12 protein-coding genes are annotated in these 12,221 nt (G+C 68.1%); 9 read left to right on the top strand and 3 right to left on the bottom strand.

Annotated elements, in window-relative coordinates; all coding sequences use genetic code 11:
* Nucleotides 1-94: 94 nt before the first annotated feature.
* Complete coding sequence (locus BS69_RS14135; protein ID WP_156956845.1) at nt 95-256, bottom strand: hypothetical protein; 162 nt, start codon at nt 254-256, stop codon at nt 95-97.
* A gap of 213 nt (nt 257-469) precedes the next feature.
* Here BS69_RS14135 and BS69_RS13040 point away from each other — a divergent pair, with 213 nt between their 5' ends.
* The 8 genes from BS69_RS13040 (at nt 470) to BS69_RS13495 (ending at nt 8,926) form a co-directional block, all read left to right on the top strand.
* Complete coding sequence (locus tag BS69_RS13040) at nt 470-712, top strand: hypothetical protein (RefSeq protein WP_037504344.1); 243 nt, start codon at nt 470-472, stop codon at nt 710-712.
* A 39-nt stretch (nt 713-751) separates the two neighbouring features.
* Nucleotides 752-1,072 (top strand): hypothetical protein, encoded by a 321-nt coding sequence (locus tag BS69_RS14140; protein WP_156956847.1) that lies wholly within the window; start codon nt 752-754, stop codon nt 1,070-1,072.
* 431 nt (nt 1,073-1,503) lie between these two features.
* Complete coding sequence (smpB, locus tag BS69_RS0102730) at nt 1,504-1,986, top strand: SsrA-binding protein SmpB (protein ID WP_029940451.1); 483 nt, start codon at nt 1,504-1,506, stop codon at nt 1,984-1,986.
* Nucleotides 1,987-2,009: 23 nt separating this feature from the next.
* Nucleotides 2,010-2,579 carry a DUF2062 domain-containing protein gene (locus tag BS69_RS0102735; RefSeq protein WP_029940452.1) on the top strand — a complete coding sequence of 190 codons (570 nt, stop codon included), beginning with the start codon at nt 2,010-2,012 and terminating at the stop codon, nt 2,577-2,579.
* Between the two features lie 16 nt (nt 2,580-2,595).
* Entirely contained in the window at nt 2,596-4,668 is a 2,073-nt protein-coding gene (locus BS69_RS0102740; protein WP_029940453.1) for a M13 family metallopeptidase, read from the top strand.
* Nucleotides 4,669-4,673: 5 nt separating this feature from the next.
* Nucleotides 4,674-7,052 carry a hybrid sensor histidine kinase/response regulator gene (locus BS69_RS0102745; RefSeq protein ID WP_029940454.1) on the top strand — a complete coding sequence of 793 codons (2,379 nt, stop codon included), beginning with the start codon at nt 4,674-4,676 and terminating at the stop codon, nt 7,050-7,052.
* A gap of 38 nt (nt 7,053-7,090) precedes the next feature.
* The gene (locus BS69_RS0102750) at nt 7,091-7,444 is read left to right on the top strand and encodes a response regulator (protein ID WP_029940455.1); all 354 of its coding nucleotides are present in this window, start codon (nt 7,091-7,093) and stop codon (nt 7,442-7,444) included.
* A 150-nt stretch (nt 7,445-7,594) separates the two neighbouring features.
* Nucleotides 7,595-8,926, top strand: coding sequence for a L,D-transpeptidase family protein (locus tag BS69_RS13495; protein WP_051676479.1), 1,332 nt, complete (start codon nt 7,595-7,597; stop codon nt 8,924-8,926).
* Nucleotides 8,927-9,086: 160 nt separating this feature from the next.
* Here the strand turns inward: BS69_RS13495 and BS69_RS14610 are convergent, their stop codons facing one another.
* A complete protein-coding gene (locus BS69_RS14610) occupies nt 9,087-9,896 on the bottom strand; it encodes an outer membrane protein (protein WP_051676480.1) in 810 nt (269 codons plus the stop codon).
* 334 nt (nt 9,897-10,230) lie between these two features.
* Here BS69_RS14610 and BS69_RS0102765 point away from each other — a divergent pair, with 334 nt between their 5' ends.
* On the top strand, nt 10,231-10,842 hold the full coding sequence (locus BS69_RS0102765; protein WP_029940458.1) for a LuxR C-terminal-related transcriptional regulator: 612 nt from the start codon (nt 10,231-10,233) through the stop codon (nt 10,840-10,842).
* A 205-nt stretch (nt 10,843-11,047) separates the two neighbouring features.
* On the opposite strand, the gene BS69_RS0102770 is transcribed toward BS69_RS0102765, so the two are convergent.
* Nucleotides 11,048-12,208, bottom strand: a complete 1,161-nt coding sequence (locus tag BS69_RS0102770) for a CCA tRNA nucleotidyltransferase (RefSeq protein ID WP_029940459.1) — start codon at nt 12,206-12,208, stop codon at nt 11,048-11,050.
* Nucleotides 12,209-12,221: the final 13 nt, after the last annotated feature.

Genomic DNA, 12,221 nt, shown 5'->3' on the forward strand with positions numbered 1-12,221 from the left:
CTGTCTTCATCGCACCACCCGGCATGGGGCCCGGTGCAGGGGCAGTTTATGGCAGATAACGGAGATTAATGCCAGAAGCGAAACGGATTCCTAATCAGGCGGCGCTCGCGGCTTCCTCGCATGCCGCGGCCGCTCGGGCGGCGAACTGGCTGGCGAGCTTGGCGTGCCATTCGCGGGCCGCCGCGGTCATCGCCCGCTGCGCGGCAAGCCGCTCCTCGGCGGCACGTCGGGCGTAATAGCGATGGTTCGATTCCACGGACCGGCTCCAACAACTGGGCGCTGATATGGACGCAGGTTGGGGAGCAAAGATGGAAGAAGAGTTAATATCCACAGCTGTCCCGGCCCGGCACAGGACCGTGGCCCTGAGGTGACAGCCCCACCAACAAATCGGATTATCGCTGAAACCGAACGACTCGCCGCTCGTTACACCCTCGAACGGAAAACAACGCGAGAGCGAAGGGGACAGCCAATGCTGACTTCGAGCCACATGACGAGAAGCTTCAATCCCGCGATGCGCGGCTATCACGCCGTCTATCGCGAGAATGCGGTGAACCATTGCCCCGGTTGCGGCCGGACCCACTGGCTGATCGGCCGCCTGCTGGCCGAATGCGGCTTCTGCGGGACCGCGCTGCCCCTGTCGGAAAGCTATTCGCGAAGCGCTTCGGCGCCGCTCTTCCGGCACGGCCGCGGAGGCCTGTCGCAGGCCGCCTGACCTCTCGCGAAGGGGCGGAAAACCTGCTATGATGCTCCCATGCTGGGGGCAGTATTTCTCGCCGCATGGTTGAGTACGCCGGGGCCCTTCGTGCTGGTCAACGGCACGGGCTCAGGCCTCACCCAGATCGCCATTCGTCAATCGAGTTCCAGCGGCGTGTGGAAGCCGCTCGGCGGCGGCGCGCTGTCGCCGGGCGCGCGCGCCAGCGAGCCCGCGCCGGGCGGTGAGCTTTGCGCCTTCGACATCCGCGGCAAGGCCGGCGACACGCTCGTCACCTGGCAAAGCGTCAATCTGTGCGACGTGAAGGTCGTGACGCTGAACCGCCGCTCCGACGGGACAGCATGGGTCGACTACGACTGAGCGGACGGCGCGGGCGCTGAAGCGGCCGTCGTCCTGCCGACACCGGCACCTGCGCGGGTTCGGGCCGGGTTGCGTCGAGCAGCTTGGCGCCGGCGAGGAAGACCACCGCGCAGCAGACCGCGAAGAACACCCAGCCCATGTTGCCCGGATAGAGCGCGAGATAATGTTTGCCGCGCTCGACCGCACCCAGCGCGATCGCCCAGGTGACCGCCCATGCTTCCCAGCGCGTCTTGACCACGAACAGGCGTCCGAACCGCCGCGCGAGGGAGGGCTTCGTCATCGACATTGGTTAAGCAACGGACGTGCCAATGGCGCAGTTCCGCCATTTTGGCGTTAACCATCGTGATTATTTGTCAATTAACCCGACTCTCCCGCACAATCACGGCTTCCGTGGCGGCGGTGCAGCGCCTAGATGCGGTGAGGCAAGGTCCATGGCTCACACTCCCGCTCCCCTTTTCGAAAAGACCAAGGTCGTGGCCGAGAACCGCCGCGCGCGGTTCGACTATTTCGTCGAGGAGCGGTTCGAGGCGGGGATCTCGCTCCAGGGAACCGAGGTCAAGGCGCTGCGCAACGGCGAAGGCTCGATCGCGGAAAGCTATGCGACGGTCGAGGGCGAGGACGTGGTGCTGATCAACAGCCACATCCCCGAATATAAGAACGGCAGCTGGATGAACCACGAGCCGCGCCGCAAGCGCCGGCTGCTGCTGCGCAAGCGCGAGATCGGCAAGCTGATGGGCGCGATCAATCGCCAGGGCCTGACGCTCGTGCCGCTGTCGATCTATTTCAATTCCAAGGGGAAGGCCAAGGTCGAGCTGGCGCTGGCGCGGGGCAAGAAGGCGCACGACAAGCGCGACACGATCAAGGAGCGCGACTGGAAGCGCGAGCAGGGCCGCCTGCTCCGGGCCCATGGCTGAGCGTGGGACTGCCCGATCCCGCCATGGCTGATCGCGGCTTCTTCCAGCGTCTCGCCGACAAGGCCACGCCGAGTCGCGAGGAAGTGCTCGAGAGTCGCTGGCTCAAGCCCTTCGGCAAGCGCGTTCGGCGCAGCGAATTGTGGCGCTTCACCCGGCGCTCGGTCCCGGCGGGGGTCTTCGCCGGGCTCCTGATCGGCATCTTCCTGATGGTCCCCGGCCTCCAGATCGTCGGCGCGGCGCTGCTGTGCATCCCGGTGCGCGGCAACATCCCGATCGCGGCGGCGATGACCTTCCTCAGCAATCCCGCGACCACGCCCTTCTTCCTCGTCGCGGGGATCGCGGTCGGCAACAAACTCGGCTTCCACGCCGACCTCGCGGCCTTCGAACAGCTCTATTCGAGCGGCGCGGGACTGCGGCAATGGTCGCAATGGTTGCTGTCCGACGCGGCTCCGGCAATGATCACCGGGCTGTTCGTGATCGCGCTCGCCTGTGCGTTCGTCGGCTATGGAGTGTCGATTGTCGTCTGGCGCTGGTGGGTGCATCGCAAATGGCGCAGGCGTGCCCGTCCCGAACTCTTCAACCGCCATCCTTGAAGAAAGTGCATCATTCATGAAGCGACTGCTTTCCGTTCTGGCCGCGACCACCATTCTTGCCGGCTGCGCGACCACCGCTCCGGTCGAGACCGCCGAGGTCGCCCCCGTCGCCGCCGCCGAGCCCGTCCCTGCCGCGGCCCCCGCGCCCAAGGCCGAGATCGGCGCTTATGGCTTCGACGCCGCGGGCATGGACACCGCCGTCCAGCCGGGCGACAATTTCTTCGAATATGCCAGCGGGACCTGGGCCAAGAACACCCCGATCCCCGCCGACAAGAGCGGCTACGGCATGTTCACGGTGCTCGACGACCTGTCGAAGCAGCGCACCCGCGGCCTGATCGAGGAAGCCGCCAAGGATCCCAACAGCCGGATCGGCGCGGTCTATGCGAGCTTCATGGACCAAGCCGCGATCGACGCGAAGGGCCTGGCGCCGATCAAGCCGTGGCTCGACACGATCAAGGGCACGACCAGCCGCGCGGCGCTTCCGACCCTGTTCGCCGAAGCCGCCAAGAACGGCGTCCGCACGCCCTTCGCGGCCTATGTCGGCCAGGACGACAAGGCGCCCGAGAACTATATCCTCTCGATGGGTCAGAGCGGCATCGGGCTGCCCGACCGCGACTATTACCTCAAGGATGACGCCAAGCTGGCCGACATCCGTGCCAAGTACGTGGCCCATCTCACCAACGTGATGACCCTCGCGGGCGAGCCCAATGCCGCGGCCCGCGCCCAGGCGATCCTCGCCTTCGAGACCGAGATTGCCAAGGTTCACTGGACCCGGGTCGACAGCCGCGACGCGACCAAGACCTACAACAAGTTCACCGTGGCGCAGCTCGCCAAGACCGCGCCGGGCTTCGACTTCTCGCGGATGTTCGCGGCGGCCGGCGCCAACGGCGTCAACGAGCTTCTCGTCGCGCAGCCGAGCGCCATCACCGGGATCGCAAGGATCCTCGCCCGGGCCCCGATGTCGGTGATCCGCGACCAGCTCCTGGTCCGCTCGCTCGACGGCTATGCCGCGGTCCTGCCGAGCGCGTTCGACAAGGAGAATTTCGCCTTCTTCGGCACGACCCTGTCGGGCACCCCCGAGCAGGAAGCGCGCTGGAAGCGGGCGGTGTCCTTCACCACCGGCACCCTCCAGGACGACGTCAGCAAGCTCTACGTCGCCAAATATTTCCCGCCCGAGACCAAGGCCGCGGCCGACGAACTCGTCAAGAATGTCGTCGAGGCGATGGGCCGGCGGATCGACGGGCTGACCTGGATGGCGCCCGCCACCAAGGCCCGCGCCCGCGCCAAGCTCGCCAACTTCAACACCAAGATCGGCTACCCGAGCCAGTGGCGCGACATGAGCGGCCTCGCGGTCGCCGGTGACGATGCCTTCGGCAATGCGCTGCGCTCGCGGCGCTTCGAATATGCCTATGACATCAACAAGCTCGGCAAGCCCATCTACAAGTGGGAATGGGGCATGACCCCGATGACGATCAACGCTTATGCGAACTTCTCGATGAGCGAGATCGTCTTCCCGGCCGCGATCCTCCAGCCGCCCTTCTTCGATCCCAATGCCGACCCGGCGCTCAACTACGGCGGCATCGGCGCGGTCATCGGCCACGAGATCAGCCACCACTTCGATGACCAGGGTTCGAAATATGACGAATATGGCCGGCTCGCCGACTGGTGGACCGCGGACGACCTCAAGGCCTTCAATGCCGCGACCGCCCAGTTGGTGGCGCAGTATAACGCCTATGAGCCGCTTCCCGGCCAGCATGTGAACGGCCAGCTGACGCTGGGCGAGAACATCGGCGACCTCGCCGGCCTGACCGTCGCCTACGACGCCTATAAGCACAGCCTCGGCGGTGCGGCGGCACCGGTGCTCGACGGCACCACCGGCGACCAGCGCTTCTACCTCGGCTGGGCCCAGGTGTGGCGCAACAAGCTGCGCGAGCCGGCGCTTCGCCAGCGCCTGCTGACCGATCCGCACAGCCCGGCCGAGCAGCGCGTCTCGGTCGTCCGCAACCTCGACCCCTGGTACAATGCGTTCAACGTCCAGGCCGGTCAGAAGCTGTATCTCGCGCCGGCCCAGCGGGTCCGCGTCTGGTAAGCTGAATGCTGCACGCCCGGCTCGCCGCGATCGACGCTGAGCCCGTCCCTCGGGGCGAGCCGTGGCTGCTTCCCCTGCTCGCCGCCCTGGCCCTCGCCAGCGTGGTGGTGATCGCGCTTGCCGCCCGGCAGCCGGTCATCGCCATCCTGTTCGGGATCGGCGTCGCGGCGGCCGGGCTGATCGCCTGGCGCCGCCGGGTGCCCGACGCGCTCGACCAGCCGGTCGCCGAGGTCGCGCCCGACTATTCGCTCGTCTCCGAGGGGCTCGGCCTGTGCGCCGACCCCGCCGCGCTGACCGACGCCGAGGGCCGGTTGCTGGCGGTCAATGCCGGCTATCGCGAGCGCTTTCCCGGGCTTCCCGCGCCGGGTGAGATCGACCTCGATGCCGACACGAGGCTCGCGCTCGAGGCCGCGCGCGACCTCGCCTGGCGTGACGGCGAGGGCTGTGCGGCCGGGCTCGCCACCGCCGACGGACCGGTCGCGGTCGAGATCCGGCGCGTGGGCGCGGCCCGCGACCGCCTCCTGTGGCGTTTCCCCAGACCCCGCCGCTCGCCGCTGCTCGTGCTCGTGAAACGCCTCCAGGGCGTCGAGGGCGAGGTGCTCGGCGAGGCCGGCGTGCTCGGTGCGGTGATCGACGGCGATGGCCGGGTGATCGCCGCCAACGGCCTGTTTGCCCGCCGCACCGGCTTCGCCGCCGGGCAAGCCGACCGGATCGACGTGCTGCTCGAAGGGGCGGGCGAGGGCCGGGTGCGGATCGCGGCCGAAGGGAGCGAAGGCCAGCCGCTCCGCCTGCTCCACATCCCGGCCGAGCCCGGAGCGGGCCATGCCGGCGGAATCACCATGCTGTTCGCCTCGGGCGAAGCGCCGAGCCTTGGCGAGCCCGCCAGCCTCCAGGCGCTGCTCGACCTCCTCCCGCTCGGGCTTGCGCTGGTCGACCGCGACGGGCGCTTCCTCACCAGCAACCGCGCCTTCCGCAATGCCGCCGCGCTTGGCGACGGGCCGCTCCCCGCCTTTCCGAGCGACCTCGTGGTGAAGGAGGACAAGGCCGCGGTCGCCGACGCGGTCCGCCGCAACAGCCGCGGCCCCGCCATGTCGGGCGACCTTGCGGTGCGCCTTGCCCACCAGCCGGGCGAGCCGGTCGCGCTGACCATCGCGGGGCTGCGTAATCTCGGCGAGGCGAGCGTCCTCCTGCTGCTCAAGGACAATAGCGAGGAAGCCAAATTGAAGCGCCAGGTCGCGCAGGCGACCAAGATGCAGGCGGTCGGCCAGCTCGCCGGCGGCGTCGCGCACGACTTCAACAACATCCTGACCGCGATCATCGGCCACTGCGACCTGATGCTGATGCGCCATACGCCTGGCGACAGCGATTATGACGATATCCAGCAGATCAAGTCGAACTCGAACCGCGCGGCGGGCCTGACCCGCCAGCTGCTCGCCTTTTCGCGCCAGCAGACGCTGCGCCCGCAGGTGCTCCAGCTGCCCGACGTGGTCAGCGAGGTCAGTCACCTCCTGAAGCGCCTGCTCGGCGAGACCGTGGTGCTACAGGTCAAGCACGGACGCGACCTCGGCGCGGTCCGTGCCGATCCCGGCCAGCTCGAGCAGGTGATCGTCAATCTCGCGGTCAATGCCCGCGACGCCATGGCGGGGATGGGCGGGGGGACGCTCACCATCCAGACCTATGCGGTGCACAGCCATCAGGTCGCCGAACTGGGCTCCGACATCCTGCCGATCGCCGACTATACCGCGCTCAGCATCTCGGACACCGGCTGCGGCATCCCGGCGAACGTGCTGGGCAAGGTGTTCGAGCCCTTCTTCACGACCAAGGAAGTCGGCAAGGGCACCGGCCTCGGTCTCTCCACCGTCTATGGCATCGTCAAGCAGTCGGGCGGGTTCATCTTCGCCGCCAGCAAGGTGGGCGAGGGGACGAGCTTCGTCATCTACCTGCCCGTCCACAGCGAGGAGAAGGGCGCCAGCAAGGCGGTCGCCGGACCCAAGCCCAAGGCCGAGGAGCTGTGGGGCACCGGAACGGTGCTGCTGGTCGAGGACGAGCCCATGGTCCGCACCGTCGCCGAGCGCGCGCTGACCCGCCAGGGCTATACCGTGCTGACCGCCGACAATGGCGAGGAAGCGCTCGAGATCATCAACCGCGGCGAGACCATCGACCTCCTCATCTCCGACGTCGTCATGCCGGTGATGGACGGCCCGACCATGGTCCGCGAAGCCCGCAAGACCCGGCCCGAACTCAAGATCCTCTTCATGTCGGGCTATGCCGAGGAGCAGCTTCGCCGCTCGATCGATATCGACAATGTTGCCTTCCTTCCCAAGCCCTTCTCGGTCCAGGAACTGTCGGAGGCGGCGCGTAAAGTCTTGGCAACGCGCGAATAACGGTTGCGCATCCGTTCCGCTTTCGCAATAGCCGCCAGGTGCAACAAGGCCGTGCCATTCTCGTCGTCGAAGACGAACCGCTGATCGCGATGATGCTCGAGGATTTCCTCGAGACCCTCGGGCACCGCATTGTCGCGAGCTGCGACAATCTTCCCGACGCGATCGTCCAGTGCCGCGAGGGCGAATTCGATCTCGCCATCCTCGACGTCAACCTGAAGGGCGAGCTGGTGTGGCCGGCGGCCGAAGCGCTCAAGGAGCGCGGCCTGCCGTTCGTCATCGCCAGCGGCGGCCACGTCGAGCCGCCGCCCGCGGTGTTCGCCGACGCTCCCCTGCTCGAGAAGCCTTACACGATCGACCGCATCGGCCCGGTGCTGGAGCAGGCCGGCGCCTGAGCTGGCGGACTGCCGCTCCGGCTGAGTCCCTGAAACCACAGTTGCCGTCCAACCGCCTGCCGTTCGCCCCGGCGCGGCGCGGTTCACTTGCCCGACAGTCGCGAGCGCCTAATGAAAGGGCAACCATCCGAACAACGGGGAACCGGCCCAGTGAAGAAGCTCCTGCTAAGCACCTGTATCCTGTCCCTGGCGCTCGTGCCCGCCGTGGCCGAGGCGAAGAAGAAGCCCGCGCCGCCGCCGCCGCCCGTGGTCCGGGTCGTTCCGACCGATCCGGTCGAGGCTTATTATTACTACCATAACGAGGCGCCGGTCTGGTTCCGCAGCGACGCGACTCGCGCCGCCGCCTCGCGCCTGTCGGCGATCCTCAAGCGCGCGCCGATCGACGGCTTTACCCAGGGCCCGGCGCTCGCCGCGCAGGTCGATGCCGCCATCGCCTCGGCCCAGCCCGGCAACGCCGCGGCGATCAAGTCGGCCGAGATCACCCTGTCGCGGGCGTGGGTCGCCTACATGCAATATCTGCGGACCCCGCCCAAGGGCGTGGTCTACGGCTATGCGATCCTCAAGCCGCAGGCCCGCGCCGACCAGATCCTGCTGACCACCGCCGCGGCTACCGACCTCTCGGCGCAGCTCGACAAGATGGCGGACGTCAATCCGACCTACCGGGCCCTGCGCGAGGCCGCGCTGGCGAGCGGGATGACCGCCGCCGACACCGCGCTCACCTCCAATCTCGAGCGGGCGCGCTTCCTGCCCGCGGCGGGACGCTTCGTCATCGTCGACATCGGCAATGCGATGCTGACCATGTACGAGAACGGCCAGCCGGTGGACCGGATGAAGGTCGTCGTCGGGACTCCGCAGCTGCAGACCCCGATGATCGCCAGCATCATCCATTACGTGACGCTCAATCCCTATTGGAACGTGCCGCCCAACCTCATCCACAAGACGGTGGGGCCGGGCGCGCTCAAGGGCGGCGACGGCTACTTGAAGCCGCGCGGCTACGAGGTGATGAGCGGCTGGGGTCCCAACGCGACGGTCATGTCGGCCGCGCAGGTCGACTGGCAGAAGGTCATCGACAATCCCGAATCGCTCCGCGTGCGGCAGAAGCCCGGGCCCGCCAACAGCATGGGCCGGCTGAAGGTGCCGTTCCCGAGTGGGCAGGACATCTACCTCCACGACACGCCCGCGCGCGACAAGTTTAAGGAGGCCGATCGCCACCTGTCGAACGGCTGTATCCGGCTCGAGGACGCACGCCGCTTCGCCCGCTGGCTGATGGGCCGCGAGCCGGCGATGAGCGGCAACGATCCCGAGCAGATGGTCCAGCTCCAGACCGGCGTGCCGATCTACCTGACCTATCTGACCGCCGAGCAAGGCTCCGACGGCAAGCTGGCGATGCGCAAGGACGTCTATGGTTGGGACGGCCGCCCCGACCTCCAGCTCGCCGCCTCGACCGCCTACACCAGCGTGGCGCGGCCGGCGACGCCGTAAGCGTCGATCCAGCGGAAACGGGAAGGGCCGGGGGAGCGATCCCCCGGCCTTTTTCGTGGGCCTCATGTGCCGCGGGCAAAAGAAAACGGGGCGGAGCCGAAGCTCCACCCCGTCTCTTTGCCAGTGGCCGGAGCAGGGCCGAAACCCTGCTCCCAACCGCTTAGCCGCGCTCCGGAGCGGGCGGCGGCGGCGGCGGCGGCGGCGGCGGCACCGGGCAGGTGTCAGTCGCCAGGATCACCGAACCGTCCGGGCAGGTCTGCGTCGCCGGGGGCGGCGGCGGAGGCGGCGGGGGCGGGGGCGGCGGGGGCGGCGGCGGCGGCGGCGGCGGCGCGAAGTTGAAGGTCAGGCTCGCGAGCAGCGAGTGCGACCGGAACCGCGTGTCGCCACGACCGGCGACATCCGCCAGCGGGAAGAAGTCGAGATCGTCCTTCACGTCGTGATTGTACAGACGGTACTTCACGCCGAAGTCGATGTTGTCGCTGATCGGATAGCGGACGCCAGCCATGAGCTGCCAGGCGAAGCCGCTGTCCTTGGCCGACCCGATCGGGGTCGAAACCTTGGTGCGGGCGAGGCCCACGCCGCCACCGAAGAAGCCCTGCCAGCTGTCATCGGCACCGAAGTCGAGGAGCAGGTTGCCCATGACCGACAGCGAGCTCGAGTGACCGTCGCCGTCATACTGGACGGCGTCGATGATGTAGTCGCCGTGCGCAGCGCGCTTGTAGGCCACTTCGGCCTCGGCGCGAACCGCACCGAAGTCGTAGCCGGCGTTCACGCCGACGTCGTAACCGGTCTTGTGATCGATCACGAGGAAGTCCGGGTAACGGGTCCCGGCGGCGTCCTTGACGTCGACCTTCATGTCTTCGACCAGCATCGGCCCAAGATCGATGCCGACATAACCCGACTTGTCACGGGCCATTGCCGGCGAGGTGATGGCAGCCGCAGCGGCGGCAGCCAGGAGGTATTTGCGCATGCGTTCCCCTTCTCGCTCTGAGTTAGTGTTGATGGCGCCCCGAACCTGTAATGCAGGCCATTGGTTTCGCTCAAGCGAAAGCTGAACAACCGCAGCGGCACCGCTGTGACATTGGAGCCACACCCCCAGAGGGGCGCAAGCTTTGCGAACCGGCTTCAAGTTGCGGGGATGCAACGACTTTTTGTGGTTCGATATTCCTCCACAACTCAATGCAGGTTAGGAAAAGCGGTCGGACCCGCCAACAGTAAACTTCGGCTTCACCCTGCAAATGTCCTCGCCAGCACCCATATGGCGGTGTAGAGCCCGAGGGGCAGGGGAAGCACGGAGGAGCCGAATGCTGGCTTCGATCGATGAAGAACGGCTGGTCGAAACGGTGGGGTTCAGCCCCATTGCGACGGTGCTCAGCAATCCCCGCAAGCCCGACAATCCCCTCGAGGTCGCGAACCAGGCCTTCTGCGACCTGACCGGCTATCCCGAGCGCGAGATCCTCGGCCGCAACTGCCGCTTCCTGTCCGGCGCGGCGACCGAGCCGTGGCTGACCGAGCGGATCCGCGAGGGCGTCCGCAACCGCAAGCCGGTGCTGGTCGACATCCTCAACTACAAATATGACGGCACCGCCTTTCGCAACGCGGTGCTGGTGACGCCCCTGTTCGACACCCATGGCGAGCTCGCCTGGTTCCTCGGCAGCCAAGTCGAACTGGGGATGGAGAGCAGCGCCGTCTTCGCCGGCCGGCGCGAGCGGGCGGTGCTCGCGGTCAAGACTCTGCCGCCGCGCCAGCGCCAGGTGCTCGAACTGATCGCCAAGGGCCTGCTCAACAAGCAGATCGCCTGGGAACTCAAGATCAGCGAGAAGACGGTGAAGATGCACCGGGCGCTGCTGATGGAGCGGCTGGGAGTGCCGACCAGCGCCGATCTCATCCGCCTCGCGGTCGAGGCGGGCCTCTAGCCGACAGGCCCGGGACCTACGGTCCTAAGCCCAGCTGTGACGCCCCCGCTTCGAGGGGCATATTCCGATCATCAGGATTCGTGTGACCCGCTTCCCCCTTGGGGGTCACCCGGATGCTCCGAGCCGAGCTTCCCCGCTGCTCGGAACCAAAACGTGCCGGCCGCACGCCCGCCTGCGGCCGGCACACTTGCGTCCCGTGTCGCCGTCAGGAAGCCGTGGCGCGCGCCAGCTCTTCGTTCGTGATGACCTCGAGCCGGTCGGCCTCGGGAAATTCCTCTTCCACCCAGCGCCGCTCGATCGCCTTCAGCGTTCGCGCGACCACCGGCCCGGCGGCGAGTCCGCGCGCGATCAGCTGGCCGCCGCCGAGCGGAAGCCGCGGCGGGGTCCAGCCGATCAGTGCCTTCGCCTCCCGCGGCCGATCCGCAAGCAGCAGCCGGTCCTGTGCTTCCTCGGTCCCCAGCGCATAGGCCATGGCGCGCGGTGCGCCAACGCGGGCGGGGTCGGCCGCCGCAGCGAGGCGCTTGCGGGCCTTGTTGCTGAGCTTTAGCCGCGCCGCGATCTTCTCGGCCACCGCGACGTCGCGCGGGATCAGCGCCGCGAGCCGGCGAAGTGCGGCAGGCGCGATTCCCGCCGCGCGCTCGGCCGCGACCAGTGCGGCGAGCCGCGCCTCGGCCCCGGCCGCGATCTCGGGAAGGACGGGCAGCAGCACGCCCTGCTCGAGCATCAGCCCGACCGTGGGCACGGGATCGGGCAGGCCGAGCAGCTTGAGCCACTCGTCGGCGATCCGCTCCCGCGACAGGGCCATGAGGTCGTTGGCGCGGGCGACGCAGGCGGCGAGGCCGGCGGGATCGGGCGCCTGCGCGAAGCGCGCGGTGAAGCGGAAGAAGCGCAGGATCCGCAGATGGTCCTCGGCGATTCGCTGGAGCGGCTCGCCGATGAACCGGACGCGCCGCGCCGCGAGGTCGTCGACCCCGCCGAAATAGTCGAACAGCGCGCCGGTGGCGGGATCGAAGTAGAGCGCGTTGACGGTGAAATCGCGCCGCGCCGCATCCTCCTGCCAGTCGTCGGTAAAGGCCACGGTGGCGTGGCGGCCATCGGTGTCGAGGTCGGCACGGAGCGTGGTCACCTCGAGCGTCTCGCCATGGGCAAGCGCGGTCACCGTGCCGTGCGCGATCCCCGTGGGCACGGTGCGGATCTCGGCTGCGCCGCAGCGCCGCATCACCTCGTAGGGAGAGAGGGTGGTCGCAAGGTCGAGGTCGGCGACCGCCTCGCCGAGCAGCCCGTCGCGAACCGCGCCGCCGACCAGCCGCGCCTCGCCAGGCCCCAGCGCCGCGAGCAATGCCGCGACCCCCGGGCGGGCCGCCATCGCCTGGAGTGCG

This window comes from Sphingomonas astaxanthinifaciens DSM 22298 (assembly GCF_000711715.1).
Lineage (GTDB): Bacteria > Pseudomonadota > Alphaproteobacteria > Sphingomonadales > Sphingomonadaceae > Sphingomicrobium > Sphingomicrobium astaxanthinifaciens_A.